This window comes from Nocardiopsis sp. LDBS1602 (assembly GCF_035818715.1).
GTDB lineage: Bacteria > Actinomycetota > Actinomycetes > Streptosporangiales > Streptosporangiaceae > Nocardiopsis > Nocardiopsis alba.
Genome location: NZ_JAYLVW010000001.1, coordinates 732,700 through 751,302 on the forward strand (window position 1 = coordinate 732,700; position 18,603 = coordinate 751,302).

The following is an 18,603-nucleotide window of genomic DNA, read 5'->3' on the forward strand; positions in this document are numbered from 1 at the left end:
GTGTGTGCCGCCTCCGGCGGTGTGAGGGGGGCAGATGTCAGAACAGTCTCTGGACGCGGAGGGGACCGCGGAGTCCGATCTGGTCCTGCGCAGCGCACGGTTCCGCTGTGTCGCCTTTCGGGATCCGATCGACCGGTGCGAACACATGGCCCTGGTGCTGGGCGAGATCGGCGACGGGGCCCGGGTGCTCGTGCGGGTGCACTCCGAGTGCGTGACGGGGGACGTCTTCGGCGCGTTGCGGTGCGAGTGCGGAGACCAGCTCCAGGCCGCCCTGGACGCGATCGTGGCCGAGGGCCGGGGCGTCCTCGTGTACCTGCGCGGCCAGGAGGGACGCGGGATCGGCCTGGTGGACAAGGTCCGTACCCAGGTGCTCCAGGACGAACGGGGTCTGGACACGGTGGACTCGGCCACGGCCCTGGGGCTGCCCGTGGACGTCCGCGACTACGGCCCCGCGGCCCGGGTGCTGCGTCATCGAGGGGTGCGTTCGGTCCGGTTGTTGTCCAACAACCCGGACAAGGTGCGCGCTCTGGAGGGCTATGGGGTGAAGGTGGCCGAGCGGGTCCCGCTGCCGGCCCCCGTCCGCGAGGAGAACCTCGGCTACCTGACCGCCAAGCGGGACCGGTTGGGTCACGTCCTGCCCCACCTGAACGGGTCCCCTCACCACGGGCCCGGGAACGGCCGTGTCTGATCCGGCCCTACGGCAGGTGGTCGCGGCCCTGTGCGGGCAGGCGGCCCTGCTCGCCGTGCTCACCGCCGCGCCGGGCCTGGGTCCATGGGGATGGACGGTCGGGGCACTGTACGCTCTCAGCGCGGTGGGACTGCTCATGGCCGCGATGCGCCGACACCGGCGGTGGCCCCTGGGCCCGGCCGACCTGGTGACGTTGACCAGGATCGTGCTCATCGGCGGGGTGACGGCCCTCGTCGTCGACGGAGGACCGGCCTGGGCCCTGGTGACGTTGGCCGTACCCGCCCTGGCCCTGGACCTGGTGGACGGCCTGGTCGCACGAAGGACGGGGACGGCCTCCGCGTTCGGAGCCCGGTTCGACATGGAGGCGGACGCCTTCCTGATCCTGGTGCTGAGCGTGCGGGTGGCGTCGTTCCTGGGCCCGTGGGTACTGGTGATCGGAGCGATGCGCTACCTGTTCGGGGTCGCCTCGTGGGCGGCCCCGTGGCTGCGAGGCCCCTTGCCGCCGAGCCGGGCCCGTAAGGCGGTGGCCGCGGCGCAGGGGATCGTGTTGACCGCGGTGGCCTCCGGGGCACTCCCGGGGCCGGTGTCGGTGGTCGTGGTGGCAATGGCGGCGGCCGCGCTGTCGTGGTCGTTCGGCCGCGACGTGGTGGGACTGTGGCGGGAGCGTTCACATCGAACGGTCCCGGTCGGAAGGAGCTGAGGATGAGACGGACCGCGCGTGCCTTCTGGGTGCGTTCCCCCGGTGTGGGCGAGGTCCGGGAGGTGGATCTTCCTGCGCCCGGCCCCGACGAGGTGCTGGTGCGCAGCGTGTACTCGGGGATCAGCCGGGGCACCGAGACCCTGGTGTTCGGCGGCGGGGTGCCGCCCAACCAGTACGAGGTGATGCGGGCCCCCTTCCAGGAGGGCGACTTCCCCGGCCCGCTCAAGTACGGCTATCTGAACGTGGGCGTGGTGGAGGAGGGACCCGACACCCTGGTGGGGCGGACGGTGTTCACCCTCTACCCGCACCAGACCCGTTTCGTGGTGCCCGCCTCGGCGGTGTCGGTCGTGCCCGAGGACGTACCGGCCGGCCGCGCGGTGTTGGCGGGTGTCGTGGAGACCGCGGTGAACGCGCTCTGGGACGCGGCCCCGCTGGTCGGGGACCGGGTGACGGTGGTCGGCGCGGGCATGGTGGGGTGCTGCGTGGCGCGGCTGGTGTCACGGACGCCCGGCGCCCGGGTCCAGTTGATCGACGTGGACCCCGAACGCGCGGAGGTCGCCGAACGGCTGGGGGTGGACTTCGCCCTGCCCGAGGCGGCCGAGGGCGGCCGGGACCTGGTCTTCCACACCAGCGCGAGCGAGGCCGGCCTGATCCGTTCCCTGGAGCTGCTCCACCCTGAGGGCGAGGTGGTGGAGCTGAGCTGGTACGGGGACCGCCAGGTGATCCTGCCGTTGGGCGAGGACTTCCACTCGCACCGGCTGGCCGTGCGCGCCAGCCAGGTCGGGATGATCTCGCCGGCCCGACGGTCGCGTTACGACCACTCCGAACGGCTGGCGCTGGCCCTGCGGCTGCTCGCCGATCCGGCCTTCGACGCCCTGCTCAGCGGCCGGAGCGGCTTCGAGGAGCTGCCCGAGGTGCTGCCGGCGTTGGCCGAGGGCCGTCTGTCCGCGTTGTGCCATCGCGTCGTCTACGAACCGGAGAGCGACGGTTCTCTCGTGTGAGGAGGATCTTTTGTTCGGCGTCACCGTCCGCGACCACCTGATGGTCGCGCACAGCTTCAGGGGCGAGGTCTTCGGTCCCGCCCAGGCCCTGCACGGAGCCACCTTCGTGGTGGACGCGACCCTGCGCCGCCCCGATCTGGACCCCGACGGGATCGTGGTCGACATCGGCGCGGCCACCCGTGTGCTGGGCGAGATCGTGGGCGAACTGAACTATCGCAACCTCGACGAGGTCCCCGAGTTCGCCGGGGTGAACACCTCCACCGAGTTCCTGGCCAAGGTGATCGCCGATCGGTTGGCGGAACGGATCCACGCGGGCGGGCTGGGCCGGAACGCCCGGGGGCTGACCTCGCTCTCGATCACCCTGCACGAGTCGCACGTGGCCTGGGCCTCCTACGAACGGGAGCTGTGACGGTCCCGTTCGTGGTGCCGGAGACAGGGGTGCCCAGTGGGGGCACCCTCTACGATCTGCGTCTCTCGCGGGCCTCGTCCGTGTTGGAGACGGTGGCGGTCCCGGGCCCCTGGCCCTCTCCGGGGCCGGAGGGGGCCCGGGCGCTCGCCGCCGTCCTGGACGGGCTCCCCGACGGAGCCCGGGTGGTGGTCGACGGGCTGGTGGCCTGCGGGGTGCCCGAGATCGTCGTTCCGCGCGCCGAACGGCTGCGTCCGGTGGTACTGGTGCACCTGCCGTTGGCCGACGAGACCGGCCTGTCCCCGGAGACCGCCCGGGAACTGGACCTGCGTGAGCGCGCGGTGCTGCGCTCCGGCGCGGCGGTGGTGGCCACCGGCGGGTACGCGGCGCGGCGGCTGCGCGAGCACCATGGGCTGCCTCGGGTCGAGGTGGTGCCGCCGGGGGTCGATCCGGCGCCGCTCGCGCGGGGCCGCGGTTTCGAGGAGGGCCGCGTCGTGGAGGGGGCCGTGCCGCGTCTGCTGTGCGTGGCCTCTCTGACCCCGCGCAAGGGGCACGCGGTGCTGTTCGAGGCCCTTCGGGGGCTGTCGGACCTGGGCTGGGAGTGCGTCTGCGCCGGCCCGGGGACCCCTCTCCCGAACGCCGGGGAGCGGGTGCGTTTCGTCGGACCTCTGGCCGGGGCCGCCTTGGAGGCGGCCTACGACGGCGCCGACCTGGTCGTGCTGCCCTCGCTGATGGAGACCTACGGGATGGTCGTCACCGAGGCGCTGGCCCGGGGGCTGCCGGTGGTGGCCAGTGGGGTGGGCGGGATCCCCGAGGCCTTGGGCCGTTCCCCTGACGGGAGCGTTCCCGGCCTGACGGTACCGCCCGGGGATCCGGCCGCGTTGGCGAGCGCCCTGCGCGCCTGGCTCACCGATCCAGGGCTGCGGCGAGAGCTGCGCGCCTCGGCCCGATCACGTCGTTCGACGCTCACCGGTTGGGCGCACGCGGCCCGGGCGCTGGAGGGCGTTCTGGAGCGGATCTGAGCCCCTCACGCCCCCGCTTTCCCTTTGTTCACCCCCTTCTCCACGCCCAGGAGTGATGTGTCCCAGTTCTCCGGGCTCGCTCGCCTATGCCGTCACCCGGGGTGATATCGTGCAGGGGCTGCAAAAATGCCTACTCTGTATTTTTGCCCCACCAGCAGGTTTTCTCCTTCTGCACGTTCTTCTCTCTCCAGAGGTCAGCCCTTGAGTACTCCTCAGTCACAGGGCACCGAACGTTCGACGGTCAAGCGCAGCCTCACCGGGCTCCTGATCGTGCTGGGCGTGACGATGCTCAGCGGAACGATCGTCTCGGTCGCCCTCCCCCAGATCGTGGGTTCCCTCCAAGGAACCCAGTCCCAGTACACCTGGGTGGTCACCGCGACCCTCCTGGCGTCCACCTCCTCCACCCCGATCTGGGGCAAGCTCGCCGACCTGTTCGACAAGAAGCGCCTGCTCCAGATCTCCATCGTGCTGTTCATCGTGGCCTCCCTGCTGTGCGGCTTCGCGCAGACCACCGGACAGCTCATCGCCTTCCGCGCGATCCAGGGACTGGGCATGGGCGCCTCCCAGGTCCTGGTCCAGGTGATCATCGGCGCGCTGGTCAGCCCCAAGGAACGCGGTCGCCTCAACGGCCTCATCGGCTCGGTCATGGCCGTGGCCACCGTCGGCGGCCCTCTCATCGGCGGCGCCCTCACCGACGCCTCGTGGCTGGGCTGGCGCTGGTGCTTCTTCATCGGCGTTCCCTTCATGCTGGTCGCGATGGTCGTGATCACCCGCACCCTGCACCTGGCCGACGTGCGCCGCCACGACACCCGCGTCGACTACGTGGGCGCCACCCTCATCGCCGCCGGTGTCAGCACCCTGCTGCTGTGGGTCACCTTCGTGGGCGGCTCCTTCGACTGGATCTCCTGGCAGAGCGGCGCGATGGTCGCGGGCGGCCTCGTCCTGCTGGCCCTGGCCGTGTGGGTGGAGAACCGGGTCTCCCAGCCGGTCATCCCACTGCACCTGGTGGTGCGCCGCGAGACCGCCATCGCCATCCTCGCCAGCGTCGCCGTGGGCATGGCGATGTTCGGCGGAGCGGTCTTCCTCGGCCAGTACTTCCAGCTCTCCCGCGGCTACTCCCCCACCGCGGCCGGCCTGCTCACCACCCCGCTCATGCTCGGCACCATGGGCGCCTCCACCGTCGCCGGATGGATGGTCTCCCGTTCGGGCCGGGTCAAGCCCTACGTGCTCACCGGTCTGACCACGCTGACGCTCGGCTTCCTGCTGCTGTCCACCATCGACGCCTCCACCTCGCTGCTCGTGGTCTCCCTCGGGATGCTCGCCGTCGGCCTGGGCGTGGGCATGTCGATGCAGAACCTGGTCCTGGTCGTCCAGAACTCGGTCCCGCTGAGCGAGCTCGGCGCGGCCAGCGGCGCGATCACGTTCTTCCGCTCCCTGGGCGGCACCATCGGGGTGTCGGTGCTCGGCGCGATCCTCGCCTCACGGGTGAGCTCGAACATCACCTCGCGGCTGGACGAGATGGGCGTCCCCACCGACGGGGGCGGGGCCGACGCCGGAACCCTCGATCTGGCGGGCATGCCTCCGTTCCTGAGGCAGATCGTGGAGAACGCCTATGGTTCGGCCACCGGCGACCTCTTCCTCGTCGCCGCCGGGATCGCCGTCTTCGGGCTGATCGTGGCGTTCTTCCTGCCCGACGTGCGACTCCGCGACACCATCGACCTCCCCGGTGAGGAAGAGGAGCCGGTTTCGAGCACGACCGATACCGATGTTCCTCCAGGTCCGGAAAAGCGGAACATGCGGCGTGCGACGCACCGTGACGAGAAGGGTCCGGTGCGCGACGAGACGGACCCTCTGCCCTCCTGACCTGGTAGCCCGTCTCTCGAAGGGGGACCGGGTCCCTTCGAGAGACGGAAAGCCCGGCGGCGCCGGGCTTTCCGGGTTGCGCGGGAGGCCCGGGGGCCATCAGACTTCGGATGCCGCCCGGTTTCGCACGAACCGGCCCCCGATTCGAAAGGCCCCCATGACGGACACCCCCATCGACACCACCGTCGCCCACACCGCCCGCGTGTGGAACTACTGGCTCGGGGGCAAGGACAACTACCCCGTCGACCGAGAGATCGGCGACCGGGTCAAGGAGCTCTTCCCCGAGATCACCGAGATCGCCGTCGGCGACCGGCTGTTCCTGCGGCGCGCGGTGACGTACGCGATCCAGGAGGAGGGCATCCGCCAGTTCCTGGACGTCGGCACGGGTCTTCCCACCGCGAACAACACCCACGAGGTGGCCCAGGCCTTGGCCCCCGAGTCGCACGTGGTCTACGTCGACAACGACCCCCTGGTCCTGACCCACGCGCGCGCCCTGCTGGTGGGCCACGAGGAGGGCCGGACCCAGTTCGTCGGCGAGGACCTGCGCGACACCGAGGCCGTCCTAAAGGCCGCGCGCGAGACCCTGGACTTCGACAAGCCGATCCTGCTCACCCTCATGGGCACCATGGGCCACTTCGAGCCCGAGGCGGCGATCGAACTCGTCAAGACCTACGTGGACGCCCTTCCGGCGGGCAGCCTGCTGGCCGTGTGCGACGGCGTCTACTCCGGCGAGGAGGGCGACGCCCCGGACGAGAACGCCCGCGCGGGCATGAGCCTGTGGCAGGAGCACGTCGCCCAGCCCTACATCATGCGCACGCTTCCGGAGTTCAGCGCCTACTTCGACGGCCTCGACCTGGTGGACCCCGGCGTGGTGTCGGTGTTCCGCTGGCGCCCCGAGCCCTCCGAGCTGGGTTCCATCCGCGACCTGCCCCAGTACGCCGGTCTGGCCAAGAAGCCCTGACCCTCGAGACCCCCGGGAGGGGCCGGGCCCGTGCGGGCCCGGCCCCTCCCCCGTTCCACGATCCGCAGGTGAGCGACGGGGCCTCACGGGGAACGAGTACCGGCGGTACCGGGATCATCAGGGGGAGATGTCGAGTGGCGGACCTGTACGACCTTCACGCGCGGCTCGTGGCCCGGCTCGACACGACCGAGGCGATCCGGGCCGCGTTCGCCGACCACCCACGCCACCGGTACGTCCCCGACCTGATCTGGCCCGACGCGAACGGGCTGCCGCTGCGGCGCACCGCCGACCCCGAGCGGTGGGTCTCCTGTGTCTACGCCTTCGCGCCGGTCACCACGCAGGCCGACGACGGGGGCTCCGGGCCGGTGAACACCCCTTCCTCGTCCTCGTCCCATCCCCAGGTGATGGCGGACATGATCCGCGCGGCCCGGGTGGGCCCCGGCGACCGTGTGCTGGAGATCGGTACGGGCACCGGCTGGAACGCGGCGATCCTGTCCTCGCTGGTCGGCCCCACCGGCTCGGTCACCTCGGTGGAGATCGATCCGGACGTCGCCGCCCACGCGCGGGGGCGACTCGACGCGACCGGGGTCCGGGTCGTCCACGACGCCGAGATCCCCGAGGGCGGATACGACGCGATCATCGCCACCTGCGCGGTGAGCCGGGTGCCCGAGGAGTGGATCGAGAGCGTACCGGTCGGCGCGCCGATCGTCGTCCCCTGGGCGCCCTCCTCCGAACACGAATCCACACCCGTGGCGGCCCTGCGGGTGCGGGACGACGGGAGCGCCTACGGGCCCTTCGTCCGCGACGCCGTGTTCATGCACGACCGGACCCAGCGCGTCTCCGAGTCCCCCTTCCCCGGAATCGGGGCGGAGCCCGAGTACGAACGGCGGCTCTCGGCGACCTCGGACGCGCTGATCGACGACCGTCTGCTCACCCGGCTCATGCTCATGCTCCCCGGCGTGCGTCCGGGCGTGGGCGCACGCCCCTTCGAGGGGGACATCGGACGGATCGTCCATCTCGGCACCGCGGACGCCTCCTGGGCCTACGTGTGGCCCGACGGTACCGTCACCGGCGGCGGAGAACGCGACCTGTTCGGGGAACTGGCCGCCGCCTACGATGCCCTGACCGAGGCGGGCCGGCCGCCCCTGGAGGCGTTCTCCCTGGAGGTGGACCCGAAGAACGGGGTCCGGCGGGTCCGCGCCCCGGACCTGGGCGTATGGGAACACCGCTGAGCCGCCCAGGACTCGGTGCTCCGTTGAAGCCGGCCTTTCTCGGGTAGGACCCCGAGGACACACCCGATCGTGTCCGCCCCGAAGGGGAGCGCGCTCGGGCGTTCGGCCCATCCGGGCCGACCCGAGCCGGCAGGCTGGGGGAAAGACGCCCGTCCGCGGCCGCGTCCCGCTCGGAGGAGCCCCGTTGAACCCACCATCCGACCACCTCTCCTCGACCTTCGCCCCGGAGTGGTTGTCCCTGCGCGAGGAGGCCGACGCCGAGGCCCGTTCCACCGCCCCGTTGGACCCGCTCCGGGTCCATCTCACCGGGCGGGGGTCGCGGGCCGACCGTCCTCCGTTGAGGATCGCCGACCTGGGGTGCGGGACCGGCTCTCAGGGGCGCTGGCTGGCCCCTCGGCTGCACGGCCCGCAGAGCTGGAGCCTCTACGACCTGGACTCGAACCTGTTGGACCTGGCCGGGGCGTCCATGCCGGTGGCCGGCGCGGACGGGTCCGAGGTCGGTGCCCGCATGTACCGACGGGATCTGCGTTCCCTCACCGCGCGGGATCTGGCCGAGGTCGACCTGGTGACCGGCTCGGCGTTGCTGGACCTGTTGTCCTTCGACGAGGTGGCGGCGCTGGTGCGGGCCGTGACGGGGGCCGGGGGCGCGGCGCTGTTCACCCTGTCCGTCACCGGGCGGGTGGAGCTGTTCCCGAGCGATCCGGCCGACGCGGCGGTGAACTCCGCCTTCAACGACCACCAGCGTCGCCGTGGGGCGTTGGGGCCGGACGCGGTCGTGGTGATGACCGAGCTCTTCGAGAGGTCCGGGTACCGGGTGTCGGCCTCCCCCTCGCCGTGGCGGTTGTGTCCCGAACGCGTCCCGCTGACCCTGGCCTGGTTGTCCGGTCGTGTGGAGGCGGCCGTCGAGATGAGGCCGGAGCGGGTGCCAGGGGACTACCTGCACCGTCGGCTGGCCCAGTGCGAACGCGGCGAGCTGGGCGCGGTCGTGCACCATACCGACCTGTTGGCCCTTCCACCGAGGGGGCCGGAGGGCCGGTGAGACCCCGGCCGACCGTTCCGGGGGCGTGGTGGCCGCGCCCCTTGATCGGGCTGCTGCTCCTGGCCGGGGTGGTGTGGTGGTCTCCGTTGGACGCCCTCACCGACGCCTTCGAGGCGATCGACGTCGGCCTCGCGCTCTCGGCGTTGGGGATCGGCCTGGCCACCACCGTCCTGTGCGCGGCCCGGTGGTGGACGGTGGCGCGTGGAACGGGGCTGTGTCTTCCCTGGTCGCGGGCGGTGGGCGACTACTACCGGGCCGTCTTCCTGAACGCGGTGCTGCCCTCCGGGGTGCTCGGCGACGTGCACCGGGCGATCGATCATGGTCGTGACGCGGGCGACGTGCCCCGAGGGGTGCGCGCGGTGGTCCTGGAGCGGATGGCCGGTCAGGTGGTGTTGGCGGCGGCCGGGACGGTCGCGTTGTTCGTCCTGCCCGCCGCGTCGACGGGCCCGGGCGTGGTCACGGTGGCGGTCTGGGCCGGGGTGGCGGGGCTGGTGGCGGCGGTGGCCGTATGCGCGCCCCGGCTCGGGCGGAGGCGCGACGCGCTCTGGTGGCGGGTCCTGACGGAGACGGCCCGGGACGTGCGGAACGGGCTGTGCACCAGGACCACCGGTCCGGCGGTCCTGGTGCTGTCGGTGGCGGCCCTGGCCGGTCACGTGACCCTGTTCGTGCTGGCCGCCCGGGCTGCCGGGGTCACCGAGCCCGTGGGGATGCTGCTGCCTCCGGCCGTGGCCGCCCTGATCGCGATGAGCGTCCCCGCCGGGGTGGGCGGTTGGGGTCCGCGTGAGGCGGTGACCGCGTTGGTCTTCGGCGCCGTGGGGCTGGGGGCGTCCGTCGGGTTGACGGTGTCCGTGGTCTACGGGCTGCTCGCGCTGGTGGCCTCACTGCCCGGCGGGGTGGTGTTCCTGTGGCGCCTACTTCGGGTCGAGGACCGCCAGGTAGGCGGAGAACCCCTTGACCAGGGCCGAGAGCAGGTCCCGCCCCTTGACGGCCGTGGCGCGTGAGGGCTGTCCGACGACCCCGGAACGGGTGTAGCGGGCCAGGCCGGTGGTGAGCATCAGGTCGCGCCGGTCGGCGAGGTGGTCGGCCTCCTGGTAGCCGGTGCGGACCAGGTCGGGGCGCGCGTGCAGCAGGACCGAGGTCTCCAGCTCCCCCGCGTGCATGTCGCGGTCGTTGGTGGTGCGCATGCCGGCGCTCTTGCGCGCGGCCTCCCAGTCGTTCGGGCCGGGGAAGAGCGCCATGTCCCCTCCGGAGGCCTGCACCAGGTTGGCCAGGACGTGGTTGCCCCCGTGGCCGTTGACCACGACCAGTTTGGGCGTCCCGGCGGCCCGGAGGGAGTCGGCCACGTCGGAGACCATGGCGTGCAGGGTGGGCGCCGAGACGCTGACCGTGCCGGGCCAGGAGGCGTGCTCGTGCGAGCAGCCGAAGGTGATGGGGGGCAGGAGGCGCAGCCCCGGGTTGGCGTCGGCCAGGGACTGCGCCAGCGCGGAGGCCACGATGGTGTCCGTGGTCAACGGCAGGTGGGGGCCGTGCTGTTCGAGGCTTCCGACGGGCAGCAGCGCCACCCGGGAGGAGGCGCGGCCCTCGTCCTCACTGGTGGTCGACGGTAGGGGATCGGAGAAGTCCATGGGGGACATTCTCCCCATCTCCCCCAGGAGGAGACAACGACCCCCGACCGTGGCGAAGCCCTTGACCTCGACTCGACTTGAGGTGTTCGACTGAACGTCGGCCGTGTCCGTTCGGATGAAGGAGCAGGATGTCCCACTCGGGAGAAGGGGCCCGTCGGTTCTCCGCGAAGGAGGTCGAGGGTTGGCAGGACCTGGGCGATCACGGAATCCGGATCGGCCCCGTGGTCACGAAGGAGGAGGGCGGCCCGCTGAGCGCCTACTACGCCCGGTTCGATCGTGGAGAGGTCGCGACGTTGCCCGCACCCTACGAGGAGGTGTGGGTCGTCGTCTCCGGAGCCATGACACTGCGCACCCCCGACCGCGTCGTGACGGCGGGCCCCGGCGACCTCCTGCACGTCCCGGAGCACTCCCCGGGCGAGCTGCGCGCGGAGGAGGACACCGAGCTCGCCTGCGTGTCGGTCCCCGCCCACTGAACGAGGAATCCGTACGAGCGCGACCCCCTCGCCGACCGGCGGTGGGGGTCCGCGTCGTCAGTGGCCCAGGCGCCCGCGCCAGGCGGTGAGTTCGTGGGAGGTGCGCACGGCCCGGTCCGGGTGGACGGTGGTCACCGCCTGGACGAGGGCGTCGGCGACGATGATGCCGGTCAGCGCCTCGGCGGTCATGCCGGTGGGGGTGTGCGGGGCGGACAGGACGATGTCGACTCCGTCCCGGAGCTCATCGGCGAGTTCGTCGGTCACCAGGATCGATCGGGCGCCCACCGCGCGGGCCCGTTCGAAGAGCACCTCGACCTCGGGCAGGACGCGTCCGGGCGCGAAGACGACGACGGCGTCGCCCCTGTGGACGCCCAGCAGGTCGTCGGCCAGGCGGAAGCCGTCCGTGTCGATGGGGCGGGCGCGGGCGCCGATCCGGTTGAGTTTGAGGGCCAGGTGTTCGGCGGCGATGTTGGAGGAGCCGACTCCGTAGGCGAGGGTCTGTTCGGCCTCGGCCAGGACCTCCACGGCCCGGGTGAGTTCTTCGGAGGAGGTGGCCGTGCGGACGTGTTCGACGCGGTCGCGCGCCTCGTCGACGACCCGCCCCCACAGGGAGGTGAAGTCCCGGCCCATGCGGTCGATCCGTTCGCGCAGCCGTACCTCCGGGGCGACCTCGGAGGTGAAGGGGGCGGCGATCTCCTGTTTGAGGGCGGGCAGTCCGGTGTACCCGAGTCGGCGCAGGGTCCGGATGACGCTGGCGTTGCTGGTGCCGCTGGCGGAACCGAGCTCTTGGGCGTTGGAGTAGAGGATCTGTTCGACCGGCGAGGCCGTGAGCAGGCGACACACGGATCGTTCGGCCGGGGAGAGGTCGTCCCAGTGGGTGCGCACCAGGGTGTGGAGCCGTTCCAGGCCCGGGTTCGAAGAACTATTCATTACAGCTCTTGACTGTGGCGTATCACTCATTACACTCCTGAAGAAACGTTCGTTTCAACTATTCATGTCCTCGTAATGAATGTTACAGGACGTGTTCGGGGGAGCACCACCATGACCGAACCCACGCCGCGAACGGCATCGGGCCTGCCGCTCGTCGAGATCTCCGGCGGTCCGCGCGAACGCGGCATCGCCTACGGAGAGGCCGCGCGGGAGCAGATCGTCGCCGCCATGGGCTTCTACGAGCGCGCCTTCACCCAGCAGACCGGGCTGAGCTGGGGCGGCGTCCTCGACCGCGCCCGCGGCTGGCTCGACCCCTGCCGCGCCTTCGACGCCGACATGGTCACCGAGATGGAGGGCATCGCCGAGGGCGCCGGGGTCGACCTCCTCGACATCATGGCGCTCAACGTGCGCGGAGAGATCATCTACGACTCCTCCTTCCGCACCATGCCCGCGGCCACCGAGACCGACGACCGGGACGCCTCGGACGGCTGCACCTCGTTCGCCCTGGCCGAGGGCGCCTCGGGCGACGGCCACGTCTACGCCGGACAGAACTGGGACTGGCGGCACGGCACCACCGACACCATCCTGATGCTCCGCGTGGTCCAGCCGCCCAAGCCCACGCTCATCATGCAGGTCGAGGCCGGACAGGTCGGCCGGCACGGGGCCAACTCCGCCGGTATCGCGCTCAACGCCAACGGCCTCGGGGGACGCTTCGGCTCGGCCGTCGGCGTGCCCCAGACCCTCATCCGCCGCCGTGTCCTGGACTCCGCCCGACTCTCCGACGCCCTGAACGTGCTGGTCAAGACGCGCGCCCACATCGCCAGCAACGCGCTGCTGACCCACGAATCCGGTTTCGCGATCGACGTCGAGACCACCCCTGGCCCCTGCCAGTGGATGTACCCCGACGGCGAGGGTCTGCTCGTGCACGGCAACCACTACCAGGCCGGTATCCCGCCCCAGCTCGCCGAGGCCTACCGCCCGCTGGCCACCGACTCGCTCATCCGTGTGCCCCGGGCCCGACGCGGGCTGGACGCCGTCCGCGACGCCCGAAGCCCCGAACAGGTGCGGGCCGCCGTCCACGCGGCCATGTCCGACCACCTCGGCCACCCCGAGTCCCTGTGCACCCACCCCGACCCCGCCGCCCCCGAGGTACGCCGCTGGTCCACCCTGCTCTCCAGCCTCGTCGACCTCACCAGCGGCGAATACCGCGTCACCGCCGGAAACCCCTGCGAGAACGCCTACGAGCTCATGCCCTGGAACCTCTACGACGGCCCGGGCCCACGGAGCTGACCCCATCATTCGTATCCCCCTTTCCCTGGAGAAGACCGTTGTGAAGGACAGAGCACCACGCCGCTCCCGAGCGGTGATCCCCGCCGCCGTCCTCGCGCTCGCCGTGACCGCCTGTACGGCCCCGCCCGCGGGCACGGAGATCGACCTGACCACCACCACCGCCGCGCCCGCCGGAGAACTGGACTCGGTGACCTGGATGCTCCCCTCCGAGCCCACGTCACTGGACCTGGACGCCAACGGCGGCACCGCGCAGAACACCGTCCTCGCCAACGTCTGCGAGCGGCTCATGCGGGTGGCGCCCGACCTCTCGATCGGCCCCGGCCTGGCCGAGTACGCCGAATGGGAGGACGACGACACCGTCGTCTTCCGGCTGAACCCCGACGCCGCCTTCCGCGACGGCGCCCCGATCACCGCGGACGACGTGGTGTGGAGCATGGAGCGCCACTCCGCGGAGGGCGCGGAGGAGTCCGACGAGTACACCAACGTCGAACGGATCGAGGCGACCGGGGAGCGCGAGGTCACCGTGACCATGACCCAGCGCGACGCCGTGTTCGTGCCCGCCATGGCCGGGAACGGCGGCATCGTCTACGACCGTCGCGCCCTGGAGGCCGACGGCGACGCCTACGGCACGCCCCAGGGCTCGGACGCCTGTACCGGCCCCTACCGGCTCGCCGAGTGGAGCTCGGGCAGCCGGGTCGTACTGGAACGGGACGACGCCTACTGGAACCCCGAGAAGGCCGCGAACGTGGCCCGGGTCGAGTTCCGCTGGGCCGTCGAGAACGCCGTCGTCAACACCCTGAACACCGGGGAGTCCGACGGCGCCTACCTCGACACCGCCTCGGCGGCCGTCCCGCTGCTGCGCGACGAGACCGTCCAGGTGTACCAGGGGCCCTCCACCAATGTGTGGTCCCTGATCACCACCGAACGCGGCGGCCTGGCCGACCCGCGTCTGCGCCGCGCCCTGTCCCTGGCCCTGGAGCGCGACGGCATCTCGCGCTCAGCCTTCGGAGGGCTGGCCGAACCGTGGTCCACTCCCCTGGGCCCCGGCGGCTGGGGCTACGAGCGGGAACGTTTCGAGGAGGCCTACGAGGCCCTCGACGCGGCCCCCTCCGACCCCGGCGAACGTGAACTGGAGGAGGCCCGCGCCCTGGTCGAGGAGGCCGGCGCCCCCGAGGAGCCGCTCGTCATCGCCAACGACGGCGAACCGGCGCGCACCATCATCGCCAACGCCACCGTCGACGCGGCGGCCAAGATCGGGTTGGAGATGCGGATCCTCACCGTGCCCCGACAGCAGTTCGGCAGCTACTACGTCGACCCCGAGCTGCGCGCCCAGGTGGACCTGTTCTCCGACGAGTACTGGATCTCCAAGAACGACCCCGTGGGCTTCTACAAGAACGGCGCCTCCGACGCCGGGGTGAACTACTCCGGTTTCGCCGACGAGGACTACGACCGCCTCGTCAAGGAGGCCCAGGCCGCCACCGACGACGCCGAGAGGGCCGAACTGGCCGTGGAGCTCCAGGAACGCTGGACCGAGGCCATGCCGTGGATCCCCGTCGTCCAGGTGCCCACGACCCTGGCCATGGGACCCGAGGTCACGGGCGCGCCCGCCTCCTCCGCGTTCCTCTTCTATCCGTGGGCCGCCGACCTGGGCGCCCGAGAGGACGAAGGACGATGATCGCGCACGTACTGCGCCGCCTCGGCGGCATGCTCCTGACCCTGGCGGTGGCCTCGGCGCTGATCTTCGGCGCCATGTACGCCGCCCCCGGCGACCCGGTGTCGTTCCTGGTGGGAGACCCCGAGAACGTCACCCCGGAACGGATCGCCGCGGTCCGCGCCGAGTACAACCTCGACCAGCCGTTGCTCGTGCAGTACTGGCTGTGGCTGACCGGAGCCGTCACCGGCGACCTGGGGACCTCGTTCCAGTACAACGCGGCGGTGGGCGACCTCATCCTCACCCGCCTTCCCACCACGGTGTCCCTGGTCGCCTACGCGGCGGTGCTCTTCACCGTCCTGGGTATCGCGTTGGGCGCCCTGTCGGCGGTACGACGGGGCCGTCGTACCGACTCCGCCGTCACCGCGGGCACCACGCTGGCCGCGTCGATCCCGTCGTTCGTCATGGCCATCGCGTTGATCTCCCTGTTCGGCGTCCGGCTGGGCTGGTTCCCGGTGACCGGGCTCGGCGAGGGGTTCATCGGCCGGATCCACCACCTCACCCTGCCCGCGATCGCCCTGGCCACCGGCGCCCTGGCCATCGTCTCCCGGGTCACCCGACAGACGATGGTGGAGCAGTTCGACCTGGAGCACGTCTCGGCGTCGCGGGCCTCGGGGGTCGCCGAGAGGCACGTGGTCCGCCGGCACGTCCTGCGCAACGCCCTGGGCCCCGTGGTGACCATGTGCGGCCTGGTCACCGCGAGCATGCTCAGCGGGACCGTGGTCATCGAGTCGGCGTTCGGTCTCAGCGGTATCGGGGCCCTGCTCGTCGACGCCATCAACAACCTCGACTTCCCCGTGGTGCAGGCCGTCCTGCTGTGCATGGTGGTCGCCTACATGGGGGTCACGACCCTGATCGACCTCGTGCACCCGTTGCTGGACCCGCGGGTCCGTCTCGAAAGGAACAGGGTATGACCGCGCAGTCTCCCACCGGCGCCGTCACCATGGGCGCCGGGATCCGCGACGTCCGAAGGAACGGAGGGCGCGGCGCGCTCTGGGTGAGCTCGGGCTTCCTCGTCGCCGTGGTCCTGGCCGCCCTGTTCGCCCCGGTGGTCGCCCCGGCCGATCCCAACGCCATCGACTTCGGGAACATCTGGGCGCCGCCCGGCGCCGACCACTGGCTGGGCACCGACCAGATGGGGCGCGACCTGCTCTCGCGGGTCGTCCATGGAGCGCGCGAGAGCCTGCTGGGCCCGTTGGCCCTGCTCGTGCTCGCCTCCGTCCTGGGCGTGGCGATGGGGACCCTGGCCGCCTGGCGGCGCGGCTGGGTGGACGTCCTCCTGGCCCGGGTCACCGACGTCATGTACGCCTTCCCCGGGCTCCTGTTCGTGGTGCTCGTGATCGCGGTGTTCGGCAGCGGCATGACCACCGCGGTCGTCGCCCTGGGCCTGGCGTTCACCCCGATCATCGCCAAGTTCACCCGCAGCGTCGCGCTGGCCGAATGCTCCAAGCCCTATATCGACGCCTACCGGGTGCAGGGGGTGAGCGGCCTCGTCATCTGCCTGCGCTACCTCATCCCGAACATGGCCCCCGCGTTGCTCGGATATCTGGTCGTGCTCTTCGGCGAGGGGCTGATGAGCCTGGCCACGCTCAGCTTCCTCGGCTTCGGCGCGCAGCCGCCCAGCTCCGAGTGGGGCCTGATGGTCCAGGAGGGGCAGTCCGCGCTCATCCAGGGGGTCCTGTGGCCCGCCCTGGTCCCCGGCGCGGCCATCGCCCTGGTCGTGGTCGCGTTCAACATCGTCGGGGTGCGTGTCGCCGACCGACTGAACTCACGGAGGTAGACGCGTGCTGCTCGATATCGAGAACCTCACCGTCGCGTTGCCCGGCGCCGAGACGCGCCGGCCCGTCCTGGACGAGGTCGCTCTGACCGTGGAACCCGGGGAGGTCGTCGGCCTGGTCGGGGAGTCCGGTTCGGGGAAGTCCACGACGGCCCGCGCCGTCCTGCGGCTCCTGCCCGAGGGCGCCTCGGTCCGGGGACGCGCGAGCGTCGGCGGGACCGACGTGCTCGCCGCCTCCCCCGCCGAACTGACCGAACTCCGCTCCCGTCGGGTGTCCATGGTCTTCCAGGACCCGCGTTCGGTGCTCAACCCGGTCCGGCGCGTGGGCGACTTCCTCACCGAACGCCTGATCCTGGCCCTGGGCACGCCCAAGGCCGAGGCCCGCGCCAAGGCGTTGGACCTCATGACGGAGGTGGGGCTGAACCGGCCCGAGGAACGTTTCCGTCAGTACCCGCACGAGATGTCGGGGGGCATGCTGCAACGGGTCGTGCTCGCCGCGGCCCTGGCCACCGAACCCGAGCTCCTGCTCGCCGACGAGGCCACCAGCGCCCTGGACGCCACCACCCAGGCCGAGGTGCTCTCGGTCCTGCGCGATCTGCGCGAGAGCCGGGGCATGGGCGTCCTGTTCATCACCCACGACCTGCATCTGGCCGCCGCCTACTGTCACCGTGTGCACGTGATGTACGCGGGCCGGGTGGTGGAGTCCCGTGAGGCGTCGGCGCTGTTCGCCGACCCGCGCCACCCCTATACGCGAGGGTTGATCGCCTGCAACCCGGGTCTGGACTCCGACCTGGCCCCCGAGCCGATCCCCGGCTCGCCGCCCTCGTTGTCCACCGCCTTCGACGGCTGTCCGTTCGCCCCGCGCTGCCCCGAGGCGATCGACGCCTGTACGACCTGGCGACCGCGCACGCACGCGCTGCCCGACGGCGGTGTGGCCTGTCTGCGGGCGGAGAGGGAGGACGGCGGGACCGAGACCGTCGACGCCGGAACCGAAGGGGCGGACACCCTCCGCCGGGACGAGGAGACACGATGATCCCGAACGAAGCGGCTCTGTCGGTGAGCGGACTGCGCAGGGCCTTCCCCATGGGCCGAGGCGTGCCGGACCTGGTGGCGGTGGACGACGTCTCGTTCGAACTCGCGCCCGGCGGCTCCCTGGGCGTGGTCGGCGAGTCCGGCTCCGGCAAGAGCACCGTGGCCCGGATGCTGGTGGGCCTGGAACGGCCCGACTCCGGGGAGATCCGGGTGGCGGGTCGGACCCGAGGGGTCCGTGAACGCGGCCGCGCCGCGCGCCTGCGGCGGGCCCGGGAGATCCAGCTGGTCTTCCAGAACCCCCTGGAATCCCTGGACCGACGGCTCACCGCGGCCCAGTGCCTGCACCACGTGTTGCGGCTGCACGGGGCGGAGCGTGCCGAGGCCGACCGGCGCGCCCTGGAGCTCCTCGAACAGGTGGGGTTGGGCGCCCGGGAGGCGGAGGCACGGCCGCACCGGCTCAGCGGCGGTCAACGTCAGCGGTTGGCGATCGCCCGCGCGTTGGCGGCGGGCCCCTCCGTGCTCGTCCTGGACGAGGCGGTCTCCGCGCTGGACGTGTCGGTACAGGCGCAGATCCTGCGCCTGCTGGCCCGGATCCGTGAGGAGTCCGGGGTGTCCCTGGTCTTCGTCTCGCACGACCTGGCCGTGGTCGGGCAGGTCACCGACGAGGTCCTGGTCATGTACCGGGGGCGGGCGGTCGAGCACGGTCCGACCCGGCGGGTCCTGCGCGAGCCGGAGCACCCCTACACGCGCATGCTGGCCTCCAGCGTGCCGGGGCCGGGCTGGGACCCGGCCGAGGTGGTGCGTCTGCGCGCCGAGTTCGCCGCGACCGCACAGGCGTGACGGACCGGCCCCG

At 71.7% G+C, this 18,603-nt stretch carries 19 protein-coding genes; 17 read left to right on the forward strand and 2 right to left on the reverse strand.

The genetic code is table 11. From position 1 onward, the window contains the following. The first annotated feature begins 34 nt into the window (after positions 1-34). From U9J66_RS03410 to U9J66_RS03455, 10 genes are all read left to right on the forward strand, one after another. Positions 35-688 carry a GTP cyclohydrolase II gene (locus U9J66_RS03410; RefSeq protein WP_014911020.1) on the forward strand — a complete coding sequence of 218 codons (654 nt, stop codon included), beginning with the start codon at positions 35-37 and terminating at the stop codon, positions 686-688. Continuing rightward, complete coding sequence (locus U9J66_RS03415; protein ID WP_326336991.1) at positions 681-1,388, forward strand: CDP-alcohol phosphatidyltransferase family protein; 708 nt, start codon at positions 681-683, stop codon at positions 1,386-1,388. The genes U9J66_RS03410 and U9J66_RS03415 overlap by 8 nt, the downstream gene beginning before the upstream one ends. Before the next feature lie 2 nt (positions 1,389-1,390). Continuing rightward, positions 1,391-2,389, forward strand: coding sequence for a zinc-dependent alcohol dehydrogenase (locus tag U9J66_RS03420; RefSeq protein ID WP_326336992.1), 999 nt, complete (start codon positions 1,391-1,393; stop codon positions 2,387-2,389). Between the two features lie 10 nt (positions 2,390-2,399). Beyond that, a complete protein-coding gene (locus tag U9J66_RS03425; protein WP_326336993.1) occupies positions 2,400-2,798 on the forward strand; it encodes a 6-pyruvoyl trahydropterin synthase family protein in 399 nt (132 codons plus the stop codon). Then, positions 2,795-3,817 carry a glycosyltransferase family 4 protein gene (locus tag U9J66_RS03430; protein WP_017534721.1) on the forward strand — a complete coding sequence of 341 codons (1,023 nt, stop codon included), beginning with the start codon at positions 2,795-2,797 and terminating at the stop codon, positions 3,815-3,817. The genes U9J66_RS03425 and U9J66_RS03430 overlap by 4 nt, the downstream gene beginning before the upstream one ends. Positions 3,818-4,018: 201 nt before the next feature. Further along, entirely contained in the window at positions 4,019-5,680 is a 1,662-nt protein-coding gene (locus U9J66_RS03435) for an MDR family MFS transporter (protein ID WP_326336994.1), read from the forward strand. A gap of 157 nt (positions 5,681-5,837) precedes the next feature. Continuing rightward, on the forward strand, positions 5,838-6,641 hold the full coding sequence (locus U9J66_RS03440) for an SAM-dependent methyltransferase (RefSeq protein WP_014910886.1): 804 nt from the start codon (positions 5,838-5,840) through the stop codon (positions 6,639-6,641). Positions 6,642-6,775: 134 nt separating this feature from the next. After that, a complete protein-coding gene (locus U9J66_RS03445) occupies positions 6,776-7,873 on the forward strand; it encodes a methyltransferase domain-containing protein (protein WP_326336995.1) in 1,098 nt (365 codons plus the stop codon). Between the two features lie 184 nt (positions 7,874-8,057). Then, positions 8,058-8,912: a class I SAM-dependent methyltransferase gene (locus U9J66_RS03450; protein WP_326336997.1), complete on the forward strand. Its 855-nt coding sequence runs from the start codon at positions 8,058-8,060 to the stop codon at positions 8,910-8,912. Further along, positions 8,909-9,913 carry a lysylphosphatidylglycerol synthase transmembrane domain-containing protein gene (locus U9J66_RS03455; protein WP_326336998.1) on the forward strand — a complete coding sequence of 335 codons (1,005 nt, stop codon included), beginning with the start codon at positions 8,909-8,911 and terminating at the stop codon, positions 9,911-9,913. Before U9J66_RS03450 ends, U9J66_RS03455 begins: the two co-directional genes overlap by 4 nt. Here U9J66_RS03455 and U9J66_RS03460 read toward each other — a convergent pair. Beyond that, the gene (locus tag U9J66_RS03460; protein WP_014910762.1) at positions 9,824-10,537 is read right to left on the reverse strand and encodes a creatininase family protein; all 714 of its coding nucleotides are present in this window, start codon (positions 10,535-10,537) and stop codon (positions 9,824-9,826) included. The genes U9J66_RS03455 and U9J66_RS03460 overlap by 90 nt on opposite strands. 128 nt (positions 10,538-10,665) lie before the next feature. Here U9J66_RS03460 and U9J66_RS03465 point away from each other — a divergent pair, with 128 nt between their 5' ends. Further along, a complete protein-coding gene (locus U9J66_RS03465; RefSeq protein ID WP_326336999.1) occupies positions 10,666-11,010 on the forward strand; it encodes a cupin domain-containing protein in 345 nt (114 codons plus the stop codon). Positions 11,011-11,067: 57 nt separating this feature from the next. Here the strand turns inward: U9J66_RS03465 and U9J66_RS03470 are convergent, their stop codons facing one another. Then, a complete protein-coding gene (locus U9J66_RS03470) occupies positions 11,068-11,940 on the reverse strand; it encodes a MurR/RpiR family transcriptional regulator (RefSeq protein WP_014910646.1) in 873 nt (290 codons plus the stop codon). A 111-nt stretch (positions 11,941-12,051) separates the two neighbouring features. Here U9J66_RS03470 and U9J66_RS03475 point away from each other — a divergent pair, with 111 nt between their 5' ends. The 6 genes from U9J66_RS03475 to U9J66_RS03500 are packed head-to-tail and all read left to right on the forward strand — an operon-like array spanning position 12,052 to position 18,590. After that, the gene (locus tag U9J66_RS03475; protein ID WP_014912560.1) at positions 12,052-13,230 is read left to right on the forward strand and encodes a C45 family autoproteolytic acyltransferase/hydolase; all 1,179 of its coding nucleotides are present in this window, start codon (positions 12,052-12,054) and stop codon (positions 13,228-13,230) included. Positions 13,231-13,270: 40 nt separating this feature from the next. Continuing rightward, positions 13,271-14,905, forward strand: coding sequence for an ABC transporter substrate-binding protein (locus tag U9J66_RS03480; RefSeq protein WP_026125027.1), 1,635 nt, complete (start codon positions 13,271-13,273; stop codon positions 14,903-14,905). Further along, positions 14,902-15,855, forward strand: a complete 954-nt coding sequence (locus U9J66_RS03485; protein WP_017534715.1) for an ABC transporter permease — start codon at positions 14,902-14,904, stop codon at positions 15,853-15,855. Before U9J66_RS03480 ends, U9J66_RS03485 begins: the two co-directional genes overlap by 4 nt. Beyond that, complete coding sequence (locus tag U9J66_RS03490) at positions 15,852-16,721, forward strand: ABC transporter permease (RefSeq protein ID WP_042281772.1); 870 nt, start codon at positions 15,852-15,854, stop codon at positions 16,719-16,721. Before U9J66_RS03485 ends, U9J66_RS03490 begins: the two co-directional genes overlap by 4 nt. A 4-nt stretch (positions 16,722-16,725) precedes the next feature. Next, positions 16,726-17,751, forward strand: a complete 1,026-nt coding sequence (locus tag U9J66_RS03495; protein ID WP_084570201.1) for an ABC transporter ATP-binding protein — start codon at positions 16,726-16,728, stop codon at positions 17,749-17,751. Continuing rightward, positions 17,748-18,590, forward strand: coding sequence for an ABC transporter ATP-binding protein (locus U9J66_RS03500; protein WP_326337000.1), 843 nt, complete (start codon positions 17,748-17,750; stop codon positions 18,588-18,590). Before U9J66_RS03495 ends, U9J66_RS03500 begins: the two co-directional genes overlap by 4 nt. Positions 18,591-18,603: the final 13 nt, after the last annotated feature.

Coding starts and splice junctions, on each gene's coding strand:
- U9J66_RS03410 (WP_014911020.1), top strand. CDS start 35: ATGTCAGAACAGTCTCTGGACGCGGAGGGGACCGCGGAGTCCGATCTG.
- U9J66_RS03420 (WP_326336992.1), top strand. CDS start 1,391: ATGAGACGGACCGCGCGTGCCTTCTGGGTGCGTTCCCCCGGTGTGGGC.
- U9J66_RS03440 (WP_014910886.1), top strand. CDS start 5,838: ATGACGGACACCCCCATCGACACCACCGTCGCCCACACCGCCCGCGTG.
- U9J66_RS03460 (WP_014910762.1), bottom strand. CDS start 10,537: ATGGACTTCTCCGATCCCCTACCGTCGACCACCAGTGAGGACGAGGGC.
- U9J66_RS03465 (WP_326336999.1), top strand. CDS start 10,666: ATGTCCCACTCGGGAGAAGGGGCCCGTCGGTTCTCCGCGAAGGAGGTC.
- U9J66_RS03470 (WP_014910646.1), bottom strand. CDS start 11,940: ATGAATAGTTCTTCGAACCCGGGCCTGGAACGGCTCCACACCCTGGTG.
- U9J66_RS03475 (WP_014912560.1), top strand. CDS start 12,052: ATGACCGAACCCACGCCGCGAACGGCATCGGGCCTGCCGCTCGTCGAG.
- U9J66_RS03485 (WP_017534715.1), top strand. CDS start 14,902: ATGATCGCGCACGTACTGCGCCGCCTCGGCGGCATGCTCCTGACCCTG.
- U9J66_RS03490 (WP_042281772.1), top strand. CDS start 15,852: ATGACCGCGCAGTCTCCCACCGGCGCCGTCACCATGGGCGCCGGGATC.
- U9J66_RS03500 (WP_326337000.1), top strand. CDS start 17,748: ATGATCCCGAACGAAGCGGCTCTGTCGGTGAGCGGACTGCGCAGGGCC.